This window comes from Flavobacterium sp., assembly GCF_020217025.1.
Classification (GTDB): domain Bacteria; phylum Bacteroidota; class Bacteroidia; order Flavobacteriales; family Flavobacteriaceae; genus Flavobacterium.
The window spans coordinates 1-19,341 of record NZ_JAIWOF010000218.1; the positions used below are offsets into that span (position 1 = coordinate 1).

The following is a 19,341-nucleotide window of genomic DNA, read 5'->3' on the forward strand; positions in this document are numbered from 1 at the left end:
AACAATATTTAAGAACCACTTTTAATCTTTTTAAAAGAGGTTTTTTTTAGTAGCAAATATTTATACAGTTAATACGCTAATCATTTAGCGATAAAACAATCGCTACAAGAAATTCAATTATTTAATTTTATTTTCAACAACAAAATAATTGATATACAGAAAAGTCAAATATAATTCATTAATTATTTCATTAAAAACACCATAATCATTTCACAAAAAATACCGTAATATTATTTTCTGTTGTTGTTATTAATTGCGTCAAAATTAGAATAGTCTAACAAGTGCAAAAAACAATTCACATCATATAAAGTTCTATTATAATTAACAACTTCAAACGTGCTCAAAATTATCTAAAATAAACAGAAATATAAATCCAAGAAAAATGAAAACATACAAAAATTTCTTTACATCTTTAGTTATTACGATTCTATTTTCAATCACTAGTTCGTTCGGACAAACAACCCAAGAAGAATATAATTACATAACCAAAGGGTATAAAGTTCAATTAGAATCTGGTCTTGATATGAAAAAAGGGTATTCATTTAAAGATATGGGAAATTCTACAGTTACTAGTGGTTCTGAAAAAAGAACAACTGAATTTAAAGCACTTTTGAAAGAAGGACAATCAAAACCTGCTGCTATAATGATGATATACAAAAGAACCGATATTGCAAATGGAGCTGTAATATATGTTTGTATACCTAGTCCCGACGCCCCAAAAGAAATCTGGCAACAAACTATGGATTTCATTTCAACAAACTTCAAAAACAATGATGTAATGTTACAAACCGTAATTTGGGGCTTAATGAAATTTGGTTCAAAAGAAGCTTCAATATAAAAATATAACCGATGATCATCAGTTAGCATTTCCTTTTAAAATAAAAGTATAATTTAATTTTTATCAAATTCTAACTCAAATCAAAAATAGTGTTTTAAACTATTTTAAAATACTCCCTACTCAATTAAATCATGACAACAAATACATTTACAATTCCAGACTCATATCAGAATAAAAAACTAATAGTCAATCAATTAATCAACAAATATGAAGGTGATTATACCACTTTTGAAACTAAAGATGGTACAGCGTATTCTGTAGATTTTGAAAACGATGCAGAATCGTCAAAATTCATGGAAAAATTAAACGCTTTAATTCCAGATTTGTATAAATATTAAAATATTATTGATCAGAACAAAGAATCAAATTAAAATTCACTTTAAATTTTAAGATTTACAATCGTTTATTTATATCTAAAAATTATAAAAAAATGAACAAATTCATTACTGGAGATAACCTTGAAAATGCAGTTTATGAAATAATATGGGAGGCAAAAAAAAACCTTATAATTGTTTCTCCATTTATAAAACTTGATGACTATTTCAAAAGATTATTTGATAATCATATAAACAACCCAAAACTTCATATATTAATTGTTTTTGGTAAAAATGAAACCGAAAAAAACAAAAGTTTAAGTAATGAAGATTTTAACTATTTCAAAAAGTTTCTCAATATAAGTATTGTTTATATTCCTAATTTACATGCTAAATACTATGGAAATGAGAAAAAAGGAGTAATTACATCTATAAACTTATATGATTATTCTTTTAAAAATAATATAGAATTTGGAGTTTACTCTGAACTTAATCTTTTAAGTAAATATAGAAAGAATGCCGATAATGAAGCATGGCAAACATGCTATAATCTTGCAGAAAAAAGTGAAGCAATTTTTATTAAACGACCTGTATACGAAAAGAAAATACTCAGCCCTATTTTAGGAAAAAATTATGTAAAATCCGATGTCTTACATGACACAACTTCAAGTTTTTTTACTTCAATTGACAGAATAAAATCAAACCAAATAAAAACATTAAATGATTTTGATTATGAGATAGAATTAGGATCAATTACAAAATCAAGACCATATAGAGACGAAATTGAGACACAAACAATTGGATATTGCATAAGAACTGGTGAAAAAATTGCATATAATCCAAACAAGCCATATTCAAATAAATCATACAGAAGTTGGGCATCCTTTAGAAACGAAAACTATCCAGAAAATTTTTGTCATAAAACAGGTAAACGTTCAAACGGAAGAACATCAATGAAAAAACCGATACTTTAATTAATAATAGTATACACTAAGCTAGTAATTAATAGGACAAATATATCATGAATGATTCTGATTTTTTTGACATTAGAAATATTGATTTAGATAATCAAAAAATGTCTGAAAAAGAACTTGTAGAAAGATTGTCTATTTCAAAAAAAGACAACAAAATAAACTATAACTTATTCTCAAATTTAATTCACAAACCAGTAGGTTACGACGAATTTGCTAAATATAAAGGTTTTTATGTAGCATTTGAAATTTTAAGACAAGAACTTGGCTTCGAAAAAAACAATAAACCAGGTGATTTTGACATCATAATAATTCCCTATTCAGAAAATGAAACATTTTTCAACAGAACTTGTGCTATTGAAGTTAAAGTAGTTAGACCTCTGAGAAATAATCCTAAAAAAGCCCCTAACTCTTATGGTATAACACAAGTAGAAGGTCTTATTAAAGATGGTTTTCCTTTAGTAGGTTTAATTCATATTTGTATGCCAGAACCACTCAATGAAAACGAAAAAACCACAGTAAAACTTCACCTAACCCCATTTAATTTAGATGAGCCTGTAAATAATATTGATTTTTTTAAAGATACACTTGATGTCAAATTCGATCACTTTTCTCAATTTTCAGCTGCAAATCAAATGAAAAAATTAATTTCAAAAGACATCCCAAAATATGTCGGACTTAATACAATTGGAGTAAATCTTCAAATGGATGGTTCATTAATAACTTGGTTTAATCACGATTTTAATAATGGTTATTCCTCTGGGTATTTTAATCCATACAAAAAGAATGAAACAATAGAAAAGTTAAAAAAATTCTTGGAAAATCAACCTAGTAAATTTATAAAACTAGAAAAATAATATAAATTACAACTTATAACTAACCGTCAACATCACAATTCTTGGTAACGTGTACGTTGTAGAACTCGAAATCATAAAATCAGAAAAAGAGTTGTTGATTTTAGTACCATTATTCAAGTAATTCTGTGCCGAAAGTTCAAATCGGAACGGATTGTTTTTCTTCTGATAACTCAAATACGCATTGGCAATTCTAAAATCAGTTGCGATGTTGTTGCTGTTTTCGTTAAACGTTACTTCGTAATCGGTTTTAAAATTAAAATGTTTCCAAAAATCGATATCAAAATCAAAACCCAATCTATCTGAAGTTAGCGATGAATTGGTTAATCCTGAAAATTGACTAAACGTTTTATTATAACTTACACTTGCACTTGGCCATTTTTTGTTGGCTGTTCGTAACTTAATTCCAATACTTTGATTGTTTCTGTCGTTGGTTATCGTTTGGTTGTTTACCGTTTGAACGTAGTTGAACCAAGATAAATTAGCATTTAAACCCAATCTGAATTTATGAATTTTTTTATCAATATTTCCATAAACACGATAGGTGGTTTCTGGATTATCGGTAATGGTTGGCGTTGTAAATTGATTGATGCCATCTAAACCAATTTCATTTCGAATGGTTCTTACTTTCTTGGTAAAACTAGCATTGGCAAACAACATTATACCACGATACATACTGGTTTTGGAATAGTTTAAAGTCGCATTGTGAAAACGTTCGTTTCGCAACAACGCATTTCCTCTAAAAACCGAATTATAACTTTGTAAGGTATAACGTTCTAACAAACGATTCGCTTCTGGAAATTCATTTACCAAACGATAATTGAATTTCAAATTTTCCGATTGATTGAATTCGTATTCGCTTAGCCAACTAGGTTGCAAAAATGTATTGTTTAACGTGTAATTGTTTGCAATTTGTTGCGTTTTCAAATGATAGTAATGCGCATAAATGGCAGGTTTGTTTACCCATTTTCCAATTTTGAACTTATATTCTAAACCCAAATACAAATCATTTAATAAATAATCCATGTCGTTCCCAAAACCATCGGTAGCAAAATCATTGATTGTTCCGTCAGTTAGGTATTGTTTTTCGGTGATTTGTAGTTGTGTTGTTCCTAAATTATTTCCAACATTAGTATACAAATGATTGTAATTGTTGATAATCCAATAATGTTTAAAAAGCGCATCAAAACTACTATTTTTTACTTTTTTTACTTGCTGAATGTTGTAAAACGAATCATTTTCTAACGGAATTAATCCAGTTAAAAATTCGGTATCGGTTAACCAAGTATTTTGAGGTTTATTACTATCGTAACTTTGATTAACTACAAAAGTAGTAGTGTGTTTATTGTTGTATTGTTTATGCCATTCAATATATTGCTTAACTTGAACGATATCTGCAGAATTCAATGTTTTAAAATACGAATTCTGATTTTCTAAGGTTGAATTTAATACACTTTCAAAATCATTTGTAGTAGATTGAAATTGTCCATTATAAAACCATTTTGACTTAGTATTTGGAGTGTAATTTAATTTAAGATTTCCAATACCTAAAACCGACTTATTTTGCCCTGCTCGTCTTTGGTTTTCATAAGTTACATTTTCATTTTCTAAATATTGGTTTTCATTTTTAGTAAGCGATTGTGTAAATAATTTGGAAAAAATACCGAATCCTTCAATATCCAGTTTTGTGTTTATTTCTTGGCGAAAATTGAAAGCCCCAAACTGCGATTTATTATTTACTACATCGGTATTATCTCTTGCAAACGAATATAAATCTGTTAATTGTTTTCTTCCCGAAATAAAACTACTGGCGCCACCTTGAAAACGCATCATGTCTTGAAAAGAAAAAGTACGTTTACCAATATTATTAATATCTCCAATAAAACTTACGTTTGTTTTTGGTGCATAATAAAACAAAGCAACATGACCTAAATAAAAACCATTATCGTTGGCTACTTCAGCACCTGCATCAACATCGCCAAAAATAAATTTCTTTTTATCTTCTTTTAGTTTGATGTTCATCGCCAAGTCTTCAGAATCAGAAACTTTTTTTAGAAAACCTACTTCGTTGAAGTTGTCAATAACTTCTATTTTATCTACAGCATCGGCTGGAATATTTTCTACACCTAATTTGGTGCCACCACCAAAAAACGATTTATTTTCTACTAAAAATTTGGTTACTTTTTTACCTTGAACCGTTACGCCACCGTTTTTATCTACTTCAACACCAGGTAGTTTTTCTAATTGTTCTTTTAGTTTGCGCTCGTTACCATTAGCAAAGGCTTTAACATCGTAAATTAAAGTATCTTTTTTAACCACAACAGGTTTGTAATCGTAGGTTATGGTGATTTCTTTTAATTTTTGACCGTTTTCTTTGAGTTTAAAATGGTGTTCTTTTTGCGAAAAATTAGCCGGAAGATTTAAGATTTGTTCTGTAAAACCTAAATACGAAACCCGAACTTCATAAGGCACTTCTTTTTCTAATTCTAGTTTATAACGCCCTAAATGATCAGCAATAGCAAATTTTAACCCTTGTTTTTCAACTAAAGGTTTAGCAATTACATTGGCATTTTGTAATGGGTTTCCAAGTGAATCTTTGACCGTGCCGGTTAGGGTTTGTGAAAGAGAAAATATAGGAAAAAGTAGTAATAGAATTAGGAATTTTGGCATTAAGAATTGTTATTTACTTGATTGTATTTCCTTTTTCTTTTTTTCAATTATCAAATTATTTTCCTTTTCAAGATTTTTTCTTTCATAAATACTATTATACATCATATTACTGTAATCCTCATATGCTATAGTTGTATTAGAATATGGCTTTTTTATTTCTAATTTAGTTTTTTCAATTTTAGAGGCATAATAAATTTTTTTTCCATCAAAAGAACCCTCCAAAACTAAACCAGGTAACCCATCTAATCCAATCGGCCCAAAAGAAGTTGGAATTTCGTATGTAAACCACGCATATGGTTCAAAAGATTCTTTTATTTCTCCTTTAAACTTTCTGTCTTTATGTGTAGTTGCTTTAAAACATTTAAATCCAGAAATAAGTTTTGTTTCGTTTGGGTTTATATACCATTGATATTCATTGTAATCAGATGAAACATTAAAAACATCACCTCTATTTTCAACATTGAATATTTTTTCTTTTAAAATATGATTTTTATAATATTTAATATTACCACCATAAATAACCTTAATTATTTTATCATCAATTTTATTATTTTCATTCTCAATTTGATTGACAATTTGAAACAAACTTTTTTCGTTATCATAAATTAATTCAAATTCAATATTTTTGGGGTCAAACTTATTCTCTGGTTTACTATTTATATCAATTACCTTGTAAGTTACAAGATTGTTTTCTTTTAAATTATCAGTTGATTTACAATTTATTAAGGAAAGAAAAAGTGTTAAAATAAAAAATTTTTTCATTGGTTTTATTATAAATACGGAACACGTCTGTTCCGTATAGTTATTTAATTATTCTCGCAGTTTGAAAGATAAGTAGAATATACAAATTCTATTGTCCAATCATCCCAAGAATTCCCTGTTGCATTAGTATGCTCTTCATCTGCAATAGAAGTTTGAATAGTTGCAAGCACTTCACAATCGCTTAATTCTACTCTTCTAATCTTTACTTCTTCAATCTCATTTGCCATTCCTGAAACTGAAAAAGCTAAAAGTGCTACTGCACTAAAAAATACTTTTTTTATCTTTGTTTAAATTTAATGTTTTGTTGTTAATTATTCAAATTTTAATATTTAAAATACATTTTCCAATAACATTAACATTCAACAAAATGTATCAAAGAGCTGTAAAGTGTGTTAAATTTTTAATAGTTTAAAATCTGCAATAACAAATTTGACCCAAGTTTTTCAACTAAAGGTTTAGCAATTACATTGGCATTTTGCAAAGGCCTTTCAAAAGAATCTTTAACCCTACTGGTTAAGACTTGAGAAAAAGAAAGTATAGGAAAAAAATATGGTGTTATAGCATTTATTTAGATATTTAATTCTTTTAATCGTACTAAATTATATAAATTTAAAAATCATTTAATTTATCAAGTGCTTTTTCAAATTCTGATTCAGAAAGGATTTTCATATTTTTTTTATCAATATCAAAAGTTTTTTTTGAATCAAATTCAATTTTTTTTACTCCAAATACAACATTTCTTACCTGGAGCTCTAAAATTAAACCCGGAAGATTACTATAGCCATTAGGTCCAAAACTATATGGAATTTCAGGGCAAAACCATGCGACTACAGGATGCTTAAAAACTTTTTCTCCATATTTTATAACATTAAAACTCGTTGCTTTGTAACAAGTGTAACCATTAATTTCTTTTTTTTCATTAATAAGCTGCCAATCATTAACAATTTGTTTTTCCACAAAAAAATTATCTCCCAATAAACTTGATTGCGACAATAATTTTTTTTTCAAATCAAATACAATTCCAGAATAACCTGCAAAAAGTAGATCTGTTCTTTTAATAGAAGCTAAAATTTGAGAATCGGTAGTATTAAAAAATTTAGAATTTTCAGAAGTACAAATTAAGCCAAAATCTAGATGTTTTGCATTTTCAATGGCATTTAAGTAATAGCTCTTTAAAGTTTCGTCTTTTTCTAAAATTTCTTTTTCAGGAAAAATAGTTACCTTATATTCTACATATAAATTTTGACTATAAACTTTAACAAAAGATAATAAAATGAATATTATAATTTTCATATATGAATATTTTTATTTTTTTTTAAAACCCATAAATCAAATCTAATTGATTTATGAGCTTTAGTATATTATCCCTCAATACTTTGAACATTTAAGCAAGAAAAATAAATTTGATATGAATATGCCGAAGCAGCTTCATGGCTCATTCCAGATTCTCTAGCCAATGAGTAAGCAGTAAATTTCATAACCCTACAATCGTCCTTAACTATTTTTTTTTCAGTTTTTTCAGTTTCAATAGTTTTTACATCAACTTTTTTCTCTTCAATTTCATTAGCCATAGCAGAAATAGAGAAAGTAATAAGTGCCACTGCACTAAAAAATACTTTTTTCATTTTTGTTTAAATTTAAAATTAATATTATTTCTTGGATATCCAGAAGCAAAAAAAAAGATCTTTCATAAGAGTGTATTACGGTATTTTTAACTATTTTATTACGGCATTACTACCATTAATTTTTATTTAAGTAATAATTAAAGAGATACAATAATCTACTAAACTCTACAAAAATCAAGATATGATTGGATAATTTTGAATAAAAGCTATAAATGAATTCAAAACTAATATTCTTTATATTTATGTTAAAAATGATTATCAAATATTATATTGATAGCCTAAATTAATTAAATACTCAATTCAGGAATTTTAGTATTCAATTCGGGAATTACATCAAACACTATTTTTTTAAACTCTTTACCTCTTTTAGATTTGTCAAACAACCAAATCTAAAAATGAAATGAAAAACTTCTCAAATAAATTATTAATTGAATTAGAAAATCAATTAGTAGAAAATGAAACTATAGAAGATAATCCCATAAAAAAATTAGAAGAAGCAATTGAGAATATTGTCATTTCATTAGAAAAATTAAAAACATTTTTTAAAAATTATAAGCTCCACAATAAACAAGAAGAAATCGAATTCTTCAAAGAAATCAAACCGCAATTTACAAGTAAACTAATTTTCTATAATGACATTTACAATATTGAAATAAATAAACCTGTAGGAGATGAAAAAAGAATAAAAAAATACTATTACAAAGAAATTAAAAAACTTAAAGACTTCTTCACAAAAAATAAAGAGTTCTACAAATATTACAGGACAAAAAACACATGCCTTGATAAAAAATATTTTCTTAGAAAAAAATACGATATAAAACTCACATTAGAAAGTTATTACTTTCAATCAGACCCAGTTTTTTCTACTTCACATGATTACTTAATTGCTAAACTTATAGCAAACGAAAAAATTATTGTTTTTCTAGAAGATAAACTAAATAACCAAACTATAAATACTTTCAAAAAAAATGATAAAAACGTTTTGAAATGGACAGGCTCAAAAGTGGCATTGGTTGAACTTGTATATGCATTACACAACGAAAAAATAATCAACAATGGCAATATAAGTTTGAATGAATGTATAAAAGCTGTTGAAACCTTTTTTAATACCGAAATAAAACAACATAATCGTATATTCCTTGAAATAAGAAATCGAAAAACAATTGATAAAACAAATTTCATAAATTCACTTCAAGTAAATCTAAATAATAAAATCAATCAATTAGATGAATAATCTAAATTTAATAAAGCAGTCTAAAGAAGTTCATTGTTCTTACTAAAACTTCTCTAGACTGCTATTTAATTATTGATTAGATAGGATTCCACAAATCAAGGAAGACGTTAACCCATTCTCAATTCCATAATCAGAACCAATAATATTACCTAACAAGTTAGTTATTAAAGAATCCCAATCAGGATCAGTATTTTTCTTCGGTCGACGCTTACTCTCATAAACACTAAATCTAGCAATAGAAGTAGTGCTCAAAAGGATAGCTTTGTCTGATTCTAATAAATCTTTAGAATTCATTATTTGATTCTCAAATTGAAATACATACTCTAAAACTGGACCGCTCTCTATATTTTTTTCAAAATGAAAATTAAAATCAGTAAGAAAGGTCTTCATTTTATTCTTAGCAACAATTGTAAGAGCGGAATTTGCTAAAATAGTGTCAATAAATAAAGTATCACTAACTAATAAATTAGAGACTTCTGTTACACCATAAAAATGATAAGGAGTTGCAAAATAACTTTCGAAGATTACATTTTGATTGGCTAATGCTTCAACTTTTGTAATAACTCTTGAAAGTGATAAAGAATCGTTTTGCTGTGCATAATATTCTAGATAAAGCTCATGATGCAATTGACCAACATAGTCATACGAATTAGCAGGATTAAAAGGTGAAATTAATGAGGTGCTATCTGATAATTTATTGGAATATGATAAATCCACTCGAGATGAATTTAACACCTCAACATCAGAAGCTTCACTACAAGAAAATAAAAATGAAATAGATAAGATACATAAATAAAATAGTTTCATGATAATTAATTTTTAGATAATACTGATTACTTGTTTTTCATCAGTTCATCTTGCCCGGGTAAGCTGAACTAGGTTGGATTTACAGCTTATAAATCCTTTTGAATTCGAGACAAAACTATCCTACAATTTCAGCCTCCGCAAACCATAATAAGTGCAATTCACGAATTAAACAACTTCAATTCTGGAATTGAACAACTTTAAAAAAGCTCTTTTTATACTCACTTTAACAATTGTTTTATTTATTATTAATTTTTTAAATTAAATTTGCTAGTAAAAGCCTACAAATATTGATAATCTATACTAGTAGTAGATTAAACAACACAAACAATTTAAAATGAAAAAGATAATCACTTTTATTTGTGTAATAACTAATTATGTCCTTCTACAAGCTAACCCATCTTCAGATAGTATAATTAACAATTTGAGTAAATGTGACTATGAGTCTTTAATTAAAAAAGTTAGAGAAAACGAGAAAAATATCACCTTCAAAAAAGCATGGCTTTTAAAAGCAAAAAAAGAGGTTAATTTAGTAGAACAAATTAATGCTTATAGGCAATTAATGATCAATGAGCCTATAAATATTAAGAAAAATTATTCCGATTCAATAATTACAGTTGCACTTAAAACCAAGGATAAAAAAATTATTGGAAATGCATTCTTAAACAAAGGCATAGTATTTTATGAAAATAAAGAATTAGCAGAAGCATTAAACTATTACCTAAAAGCGGAAGACTATTTAGAAAAATCAAATGATAAATATGCTTCCAATAAAACTAAATATGCAATAGCACAGACTAAATATTACCTAGGATTTTATGATGAAGCAATTAAAATATTTAATGAAGTGGCTCTTTATTTTATAGAAGAAAATGATCGAGCGTATCTAAATACAATACATGCTTTAGGCTTGTGCTATCAAAAAATCAACAATTTTGATAAATCAAAATACTATATTTCTTTAGGTCAAAATCTTAGCCAAAAATGGGATATTCAAGAAATGATAAAATATTTCGATCATACACAAGCAATTAACTTTTATCATCAAAAAAAATACAACTTGTGTATAGAGGGTTTAAAAAATGTAATTCCTAAATTAAACAAAGAGAACAACTTTGATAACAAAACGGTTGCAAATTTTTACATTGCCAAGAGCTATTGGAAACAAAATAAACACAAAGAAGCACTACCCTACTTACTAAAAGTGGATAAAACTTTCTTAGAAAGAAAATATATCCGTCCTGATTTAAGAGAAAACTACGAGTTACTAATCAAGTACTTTACAAAAAAAGAAGATACAAAAATGCAACTTCTTTATATTAATAGACTGCTTAAAGTAGATAGTATTTTGAACAACAATTATAAATATCTTTCTCAAAAGATATTCAAAGAGTATGATGCTAAAAAATTAATAAAAGCCAAAACAGAATTAGAAGATTCAATGAAATGGAAAAATAAAGTAGCATATGCAACTTCATTTTTTATATTAATAAGTACAGTAGTTATAATTCGAAAACATCGCAAAAAAAGTAAATATTACAAACTAAAATTCGATGAATTAATGAGTACCAATAATACTGAAAGTAAAATTATTTCAAAACCCTTAGATGTTGATTTAGAGATTAATCCCGAAATCGTAGAAATGGTTTTGAAAAATCTTGAAAAATTTGAAAAATCAAAAAAATACTTAGAGAAAGAAATGACACTAAGCAGAATTGCTACATATCTAAAAACAAATACTAAATACGCATCAAAAATTATCCTGAAACATAGAGGAAAAAAAACTATTGATTATATCAATGATTTAAAAATTGATCAAATCATTGAATTACTCAAAACAGAAAATAAGTATCGAAATTATACAAACAAAGCACTTGCAGATGAAGTAGGCTTTGGCTCAACACAAAATTTCACAAGAGCTTTCAAAAACAAAACAGATATCTCTCCTACTTATTTCATACAGAAGCTAAACGAAATTCAATAATTTTTGGCTTTTTTTATATTTTTTCATCACAACTTGTGAAACAGTTGTGAAACAAAATCAACCATACACTCCACTTTTGTACCATATCAAAATAAATCATACGTTATGGCAGTGGAAATTATTACCCGTGAAGACTTGAACGAGTTCAGAAATCAATTATTAAATGATTTAAAAGAAATTATTCTATCTAAACCTCAGCAAACAAAACAGTGGCTCAAATCCAATGAAGTCCGCAAACTATTAAACATCTCACCTGGTACACTTCAAAACCTCCGCATCAACGGAACTCTTTCCTACACTAAAATCGGTGGTATCCTATATTATGACAATTCAGATATAGATAAACTATTATCCGGAAACAAAGTCAAAGCGCTACCTACTCTATGCAAATAATTACCCTTCTTTTGAGGGGTGTAAAACAGGCGTAGTGGTTTTTGTCATACTGAGCTTGCCGAAGTATCTCCTTCTAAGTAGGTTATCACTTTTAAGCGCAGCTTAAAACCAAAACTTTTAAACTCCTAAACCTTATACTTTTAAACTATAAGCATGAACTACATCAAACACCTAACTGGCTTCTTTGAAAAAGTAGCTATTGATAGAACTCTCAACCCAACACATGTAAGCTTATACATTGCATTATTTCAATTTTGGAACTGCAATCGTTTCAAAAATCCAATTAGTATTAATCGCGATGAAGTAATGAGAATAAGCAAGATCAGTTCAAAAGCAACCTATCACAAATGCTTAAAGAACCTACATAGCTTAGGCTACATAAATTACCAACCCTCTTACAATCCTTTTAAAGGGAGTCACGTCATTTTATTCAATTTTTCAGAAGATTTAAAACCTCTCTCAAAAAGTGAGAGAAGAACAAAGAATGAACTTCTTTTTGAACAGGTCAATGAACAAGCTTTGAACAAGTCCTATACTAGTAGTGAAACAGGTAGTGAACAAGCAGTAGTACCTTCTATAAACTATATAAACAATACAAACATTTTAAATGATAAAAACATTTTAAACTTGGAAAAGCAATCAAAAAATTTTAAGGAAATAAATAATTCATCAAATATAATTGTCAAATCGAGCGAAGTCGAGATGTCAAAAGAAGAAAAAAGTTCCGCGAAAAAAGAAGAAAAGCTGCAGCCAACAATCGAAGAAGTCAAAACCTATTTCCAAGATAATAACTTCCCAGAACAAGAAGCTCAAAAATTCTTCAATTACTTCAAAAGTGTCGGTTGGCTAGTCGGTGGCAAAATACCAATGGTCGATTGGCAAGCAGCAGCACAAAATTGGATAATTAACGCACCAAATTTCATTTCAAATACAGAACAACCCAACAGAGCAAAACAACTCAATACAACAACCGACAAAGATTATTCAGAGCCATTATAGCCTTTTTGTCGTACTGAACTTGTTTCAGTATCTCAATCTTTGTAAACCTTGCGTTGTCATCCTGAGCTTGTCGAAGGACTTTGAGGTTAAATCTTTGTGAACTATCCAAAGCAAAGCACCTCATACACAAAACAAAGAAACTATAAAACCTATGTGTTTCAAAAAAAAATCCGTGTAAATCTGTTTAATCCGCGTCATCAGTGTTCAAAAAACTTCGCTTTAGCGAACAAAAAACAACCCAATGAATGAAAATATAAAATCCCACTACAGTTACACCGAAGTAATCAATTGGATCGAAGCTAAAGGCATCGAACTATACGGCAATCATTTCAAAATTCCTGAAAACGATTACACTATTGTTTACAAACTAATTGCGTATTTCCTAAAGGACGAATCAACTTGTTTTCAGTACGGAATAAATCCAAACAAGGGAATATTACTTACCGGACCAATCGGTTGCGGAAAAACATCATTGATGAACTTAATGAAATTCGTAACAGCAACGGAACACAAATTTTTCGTAAAACCTTGCAGAGACATAAATTTTGAATTTATTCAGGACGGCTACCAAATAATCCACAAATACAGCATCGGTAAACTCTATCAATCAGAACCAAGAACCTACTGTTTTGATGATTTAGGAACTGAAAACAATCTAAAATATTTCGGTAACGAATGCAATGTAATGGCAGAAATCCTATTATCAAGATATGATCTATTCATTTCAAAAAAACTCCAAACCCACATTACCACAAACCTATCTGCCACAGAAATAGAAAAACATTACGGCAACCGAGTCAGAAGTCGTTTACGTCAAATGGTCAATCTAATAGCATATGATAAATCAACACCAGATAAGAGATAAAAATTGTCATACTGAGCGCAGTCGAAGTGCTTTGCGAGCTTCGTGCTGTCATCCTAAGCTTGTCGAAGGACTTTGTGCTCTTTGTGGCTAAAAAAATAAAATCCATTTCATCAGAATTCCAACAACCTGAAACTTGAAACCTGAAACCTGAAACAAATGAACTCAATAACCAACTTCTGGAACTACTTCCAACAAAACAACTTCGTTTTCTTATTTCTAAATGAAGTTTCACAAGAAGAAATAAAACAACATTTTTATAACCTTAAAGAAGTACTAAATCTTTACAACAAAGACTTAGATCTTATCATAAAAAATAAAAAAATTGATGCAGAATTAATTATCACAGCACATGGTAATCCGTATCTTTTTAAAGAAGTAGAACTGTTAGTTTTATATGCACCAAAAATAAAACGTTGGAAAATAACCGCTTTTATTCAACCCGAAACAGACCTTACAAAATATGAAAACGGCACAGACAAACCCTTCAAATTTTATGGTATTAATCTTAAGGTAAGTGATATCAATTTTGTTTTGTTAGGTGATCCCGACAAACCTTTAGCCTTTGGAATAAGAGTATTTCTTAAAAACTATATAATTTACAAAGAGAATCCTAAACTTAAAGAGGCAGTTTACATTCTTATTGAACATTTAATAGGTGAAAAATCTTTCGCTAATGATTTGAAATTTATTGATATTAATCAGCTGAATCAAATAGATGAAAATCATTTGAAATTACATCATTTAAAATTATATTTGGATAATGATGATTAAGTTATGTTTTCTTAAAGTCTCTATTTATTTTAATAGAAGTTTTTACTCCTCTACCAATCTCGCTTTCAATAGAAATTTGAGCATCAATTGTTTTAATACGTTCATTTATGTTCTTTAATCCAATGCCCTCAGTTATTTGATTTTTATCAAAACCTATTCCGTCATCTTCAACTATAGCAAGTAAAAAATCAGTTGTCTCTTCTATAACCAAATTACAAACAGATGCCTGGGCATATTTGTTGACATTCAAAAAGAGTTCCTGCAAAATTCGATAAAGATTAATCTTAACAATTGATGAATAATTATTCCAATCAATAGTATCAGAAATTGAAACAGTGAAAACAGTCCCTTTTAGATCATTATTGCTTTTAATTAAAGAATGAATTAAAAATAAATAATTAGAATCATAAATAGAAAAATCTGTATGCAATTGATGCGAAATACTCCTTATCTCAGATTCAACCTTATGAAGTTCTTTGATGTAGACAACTCTTCTTTCTTTTGTAAATTCGTCATCTTCATCATTCAATGTGTCTAAAACCATACGTATTGCATAAATTTGATTAACAATACCATCGTGTAGTTCTTTAGAAATCCTACTTTGTTCTTCTTCTTTTGCCTGAACTAAACCAAATTGAAATTCTTTAATCAAACTCAAAAGTTCATCATTGGCAAGTTCTTTTTGCTTCATTAATAGTAATTCTTTCTTTCTTGCTATTTGAGTTCTAACAATAATTGCGGTTAAAAAAACAACTATACTAAAAGCTAAACCTAAAATTAAAAGTAAATTATTCTGAGAAAGAATCTTATTTTCATCTTCAACTTTGCTAGTTTCATACTCAATCCTTGCAAATTTATCTCGATTTAGGCGTTGTATCCTTATGATACTATCAGAAACTTTAACATACTCACTTTTATAAAAAGCTGCATTTTTTTTATCAGATATTGATAGGAAATTAAGAGTTTTTAACAATTCATTATTAGATTTCATTAATTTAGATAAAGGGAGTGCCTTTTTAAAATAATCTCTTGATTTTAAAGTGTCTTTAGTCAAAAGATAATATTCTCCTAAATTTATAGTTTTGAAAAGGTAATTCTTGTCTAAAAAATTCTTAGGTAATAGAGCCAAAGATTCATCAAAACAATGTTTAGCTAATGTAAAATTACCAGATTTCATATATGAGTATCCCAAATTACTAAGTACATTTGAATATAAAGTGGGGTGTTTAAATTTTAAATCATCAGTCAACAATGTTTTCAATAAAGCAATAGATTTATCAAATTCTAATTTTTTATCATAAATATTACAAATACCAACAACAACAAGTGATTTGTATTCCAAATAATTAGGGTTGATATTTTTAATTTTTTCTAAATTTATAAATGCCAAATTCAAATAGCGTAAAGCTTCATCTAATTCGTCTAGTTCTGTATGATTACAGGATTGTAAATAATAACATGCATATAATAACTCATATTTTTTTGTTTTCTTTATTTTTTGTAAAGCTTTAATAACCTCAACTTCACTCTCTATATAATTACCACTTACAAAAAGTAAGTGAGCTTTGTTAAAGAGCGCTTTTGCTATTCTTTCATCATCTTTTAGTAATCTAAAGACTTTCTCCGATTCCTTATAGTAGTAATAGGCACTATCTTTTTGAAAATTCTCAAAGCAATCCCCCATATAATATAAAGCTCTACCAATACTTATCGAGTCCTTATTTTTTTGTGAAAGTGTGTAAATTTTTTTACTTGTAATATATGAGTTCTTCAAATCATTTAAATAATAGTATTCAGCGGCAACTTCGAAAAATAATTTAATTTTTAGAGAATCATTTTTAACAAAATCAATTTCAGTTTTTAAGGAATCTAAATACTCTGCCTTCTTTTTATTTGAAAAATTATTATATTCATTAGAATATATTGATTCACTACTAAATGAACTTTTTTCATTAGTACATGAATTAAAAAAAAGAACTACTATAATTAAAAAAAAAGTGTTTTTCAATTGTTTATATTTTATCAAAAATAAAAAAAACTATGCAATTGCATAGTTTTTTTTTTATTATCCTTTAGGTTTTGGTGGAAATGGATCTCCTATATATATTGAATCACCTTCTTTTAATAAAATATCTTCTGTATCGATTTGTTGTATTTCAACCTCTTTTTGTTGTAAATTTTCTTGGTCATCATTAGAACAAGAAGCAAAAAGAGCGCAAACTGCTAAGGCAGCAATAAAAGAGTAAATTTTCATAAAAATCAATTAAAAAATTAAACAATAGTTTTTTGAGCAACTGAAAGAGTCGCTTATGATTTTCTGAAAAAGTAGGGATCACTTTAGCAGTAGTTTTTTAATGACTAACAGAGAAAACTATTAGTCCCTTCATTAAAAAAACCGAATTGAATTCAATTGTTCTTTGTTTCGAACAAGTCAAAAATAGAGAGAGTTTTTATCTAAAAAGTGTTTGAAAATGAGTGTTTAGTAAATGGCTATGCTATCGAAGTAATCAACATGAATTTGATAGTGAATGGTAAAAATTAATTTATTGAATTCTTCTTATAATCGTATCAATATTTTCTTTATATCCTCTAGAAAAAGGGATTTTATATTGATTATCTAACAAATAACAATCATTCTTTCCTAGATTAATTCTGCTTACGAAATGTATATTAACAATATAACTATTATGTATTCTAAAAAAGTAGAAAGGCAACTGACTCTCAAAAAACTTCATGGTTTTAAAACCAGAAATTTGCTTTCCGTTTTTTAAATAAAAATCTGTCGTATTATTATCCGCTTTCAAATAAACAATATCATCTATTGAGATAAAATGATGATCCCCACTAGATTTAATACAAATTTTAGTTTCTGAATATCTACTATTTAGTTTAGAGAACTTTAAAAAAGATTTATGTAATTCGGTGGGAATTATTGGAAATAATAAATAATCTGAAACACCTAACTTCAAAGCAGTATAAGCTTCAGTTTTGTTTTCATTTATTCCAATAACATAGGGTAATTCATTTAAATATTGATGTAACTCTAGTAAGAGTTGTATGCCTATTACATCATTAAAGTGAAAAAATAATATTTGTGGTTTATGTTCAAGAATTCCATTTAATGCAGATTCATAAGTAGCATAAACTCCTAAACATAAATAATCCTCATCAAATTGTGAAGACTCAATTTGTTTTAAGACCAAACCTGTTGAATCTATAATTAAATAAGAGTAGAGCACTATAAATTAAATTTGATTAAAATTAGTACTCATTGGTATTTTAAATTTACGGCAAAACCGTAAAATTTAGTTTTATTTAATTAAATTTGAATTCAAGTTTTAATTTAAAATAAAATGCCTAATAACGAATTAAATTGTAGTATTGACAACATCTTAATTGTAGATGACCATCCATTAACAGTTGAAGTACATAAGGGTATTATATCAAAAGCACTAAAAGAAAAAAAATTAAATTATCTTACTGCAATTACTGCCGAAAAAGCATTCAATATAATAACTGAAATTAATACAAATGGTGAAAACCTAAAAATGGTTCTTTTTGATATTAATTTGCCTCCATTTAAAGAAAAAAATATTGAATCGGGTGAAGATTTAGCATTAATAACTCGTAAACTATTTCCAAATTGTAAAATAATAATTATTTCAATGCATAATGATCCATTATGGGTTAATAGAATTATTAAAGCAATTAATCCAGAAGGTTTTTTGGCAAAGTCTGATGTGGATGCTAAATCATTAGCTGAGATTTGTTCAAAAATTGAAGCTGATTTTTTCTTTTACAGTGAGTCTATTAAAAAATCGAATAAAATAATTATTCAACAAAATATTAATTGGGACGAACATGATACTAAAATTTTACAATACATAGCAGAAGGATATAAAACAGCACATTTAACTAGATTAATTCCTTTATCATTAAGCGCAATTGAAAAAAGAAAAGCCAATATCAAGAAGCAATTAATCTTTGATATTGGCTCTGATAAAGAACTAATAGAAGTTGCAAAAAGCAAAGGTCTTTTATAAAATTATTATTTTGTTATTCCGATCGTTTACCCATTTGTAATACGAACTTTTATTCACTTGTCATATCGAGCGAAGTCGAGATACCCCCAACCTCCACACTAAACACAGTTTAGTCCACAACCTGAAACTTGAAACCCACAACCTCTACTCCACAACCAACTTACTACTAGAAACCACGGCAGCTCCTTGCTTAACCAAAACTAAATAAATCCCA

Annotated in this window: 20 protein-coding genes; 11 read left to right on the forward strand and 9 right to left on the reverse strand. The window is 27.6% G+C overall.

All coding sequences use genetic code 11. The annotated features are described in order from the left end of the window. Nucleotides 1–382 precede the first annotated feature (382 nt). From LDL23_RS11345 to LDL23_RS11360, 4 genes are all read left to right on the forward strand, one after another. The gene (locus tag LDL23_RS11345; protein ID WP_291265803.1) at nt 383–838 is read left to right on the forward strand and encodes a hypothetical protein; all 456 of its coding nucleotides are present in this window, start codon (nt 383–385) and stop codon (nt 836–838) included. A 131-nt stretch (nt 839–969) separates the two neighbouring features. Then, the gene (locus LDL23_RS11350) at nt 970–1,176 is read left to right on the forward strand and encodes a hypothetical protein (protein ID WP_291265804.1); all 207 of its coding nucleotides are present in this window, start codon (nt 970–972) and stop codon (nt 1,174–1,176) included. Nucleotides 1,177–1,268: 92 nt separating this feature from the next. After that, the gene (locus tag LDL23_RS11355) at nt 1,269–2,126 is read left to right on the forward strand and encodes a phospholipase D family protein (protein ID WP_291265805.1); all 858 of its coding nucleotides are present in this window, start codon (nt 1,269–1,271) and stop codon (nt 2,124–2,126) included. A 101-nt stretch (nt 2,127–2,227) separates the two neighbouring features. Next, nucleotides 2,228–2,980, forward strand: coding sequence for a hypothetical protein (locus LDL23_RS11360; RefSeq protein WP_291265806.1), 753 nt, complete (start codon nt 2,228–2,230; stop codon nt 2,978–2,980). 6 nt (nt 2,981–2,986) lie between these two features. Here LDL23_RS11360 and LDL23_RS11365 read toward each other — a convergent pair whose 3' ends face one another. From LDL23_RS11365 to LDL23_RS11385, 5 genes are all read right to left on the reverse strand, one after another. After that, nucleotides 2,987–5,647 (reverse strand): TonB-dependent receptor, encoded by a 2,661-nt coding sequence (locus tag LDL23_RS11365; protein ID WP_291265807.1) that lies wholly within the window; start codon nt 5,645–5,647, stop codon nt 2,987–2,989. Between the two features lie 9 nt (nt 5,648–5,656). After that, a complete protein-coding gene (locus tag LDL23_RS11370) occupies nt 5,657–6,409 on the reverse strand; it encodes a GLPGLI family protein (protein ID WP_291265808.1) in 753 nt (250 codons plus the stop codon). Nucleotides 6,410–6,453: 44 nt separating this feature from the next. Next, a complete protein-coding gene (locus tag LDL23_RS11375) occupies nt 6,454–6,636 on the reverse strand; it encodes a hypothetical protein (protein WP_291265809.1) in 183 nt (60 codons plus the stop codon). 382 nt (nt 6,637–7,018) lie between these two features. Next, the gene (locus LDL23_RS11380; protein ID WP_291265810.1) at nt 7,019–7,702 is read right to left on the reverse strand and encodes a GLPGLI family protein; all 684 of its coding nucleotides are present in this window, start codon (nt 7,700–7,702) and stop codon (nt 7,019–7,021) included. A gap of 68 nt (nt 7,703–7,770) precedes the next feature. Continuing rightward, a complete protein-coding gene (locus LDL23_RS11385) occupies nt 7,771–8,034 on the reverse strand; it encodes a hypothetical protein (RefSeq protein ID WP_291265811.1) in 264 nt (87 codons plus the stop codon). Between the two features lie 400 nt (nt 8,035–8,434). On the opposite strand from LDL23_RS11385, the gene LDL23_RS11390 reads away from it, so the two are divergent. Next, nucleotides 8,435–9,268: an RteC domain-containing protein gene (locus LDL23_RS11390; RefSeq protein ID WP_291265812.1), complete on the forward strand. Its 834-nt coding sequence runs from the start codon at nt 8,435–8,437 to the stop codon at nt 9,266–9,268. A gap of 69 nt (nt 9,269–9,337) precedes the next feature. Here LDL23_RS11390 and LDL23_RS11395 read toward each other — a convergent pair whose 3' ends face one another. Beyond that, nucleotides 9,338–10,075, reverse strand: coding sequence for a hypothetical protein (locus LDL23_RS11395; RefSeq protein ID WP_291265813.1), 738 nt, complete (start codon nt 10,073–10,075; stop codon nt 9,338–9,340). Nucleotides 10,076–10,409: 334 nt separating this feature from the next. Between LDL23_RS11395 and LDL23_RS11400 the strand changes: the two genes are divergently transcribed. From LDL23_RS11400 to LDL23_RS11420, 5 genes are all read left to right on the forward strand, one after another. Next, nucleotides 10,410–12,056: an AraC family transcriptional regulator gene (locus tag LDL23_RS11400; protein ID WP_291265814.1), complete on the forward strand. Its 1,647-nt coding sequence runs from the start codon at nt 10,410–10,412 to the stop codon at nt 12,054–12,056. Between the two features lie 105 nt (nt 12,057–12,161). After that, nucleotides 12,162–12,449 (forward strand): helix-turn-helix domain-containing protein, encoded by a 288-nt coding sequence (locus LDL23_RS11405; RefSeq protein WP_291265815.1) that lies wholly within the window; start codon nt 12,162–12,164, stop codon nt 12,447–12,449. Nucleotides 12,450–12,602: 153 nt separating this feature from the next. Beyond that, the gene (locus LDL23_RS11410; RefSeq protein WP_291265816.1) at nt 12,603–13,448 is read left to right on the forward strand and encodes a transcriptional regulator; all 846 of its coding nucleotides are present in this window, start codon (nt 12,603–12,605) and stop codon (nt 13,446–13,448) included. A gap of 241 nt (nt 13,449–13,689) precedes the next feature. Further along, on the forward strand, nt 13,690–14,313 hold the full coding sequence (locus LDL23_RS11415; protein ID WP_291265817.1) for an ATPase: 624 nt from the start codon (nt 13,690–13,692) through the stop codon (nt 14,311–14,313). A 156-nt stretch (nt 14,314–14,469) separates the two neighbouring features. Next, nucleotides 14,470–15,084, forward strand: a complete 615-nt coding sequence (locus LDL23_RS11420) for a hypothetical protein (protein ID WP_291265818.1) — start codon at nt 14,470–14,472, stop codon at nt 15,082–15,084. Between the two features lies 1 nt (nt 15,085). Here the strand turns inward: LDL23_RS11420 and LDL23_RS11425 are convergent, their stop codons facing one another. The 3 genes from LDL23_RS11425 to LDL23_RS11435 form a co-directional block, all read right to left on the reverse strand. Next, nucleotides 15,086–17,092: a tetratricopeptide repeat-containing sensor histidine kinase gene (locus LDL23_RS11425; RefSeq protein ID WP_291265819.1), complete on the reverse strand. Its 2,007-nt coding sequence runs from the start codon at nt 17,090–17,092 to the stop codon at nt 15,086–15,088. A 57-nt stretch (nt 17,093–17,149) separates the two neighbouring features. After that, nucleotides 17,150–17,338 (reverse strand): hypothetical protein, encoded by a 189-nt coding sequence (locus tag LDL23_RS11430; RefSeq protein WP_291265820.1) that lies wholly within the window; start codon nt 17,336–17,338, stop codon nt 17,150–17,152. Between the two features lie 289 nt (nt 17,339–17,627). Then, the gene (locus LDL23_RS11435) at nt 17,628–18,323 is read right to left on the reverse strand and encodes a LytTR family DNA-binding domain-containing protein (protein ID WP_291265821.1); all 696 of its coding nucleotides are present in this window, start codon (nt 18,321–18,323) and stop codon (nt 17,628–17,630) included. 114 nt (nt 18,324–18,437) lie between these two features. On the opposite strand from LDL23_RS11435, the gene LDL23_RS11440 reads away from it, so the two are divergent. Next, nucleotides 18,438–19,127 carry a response regulator gene (locus tag LDL23_RS11440; RefSeq protein WP_291265822.1) on the forward strand — a complete coding sequence of 230 codons (690 nt, stop codon included), beginning with the start codon at nt 18,438–18,440 and terminating at the stop codon, nt 19,125–19,127. Nucleotides 19,128–19,341 lie beyond the last annotated feature (214 nt).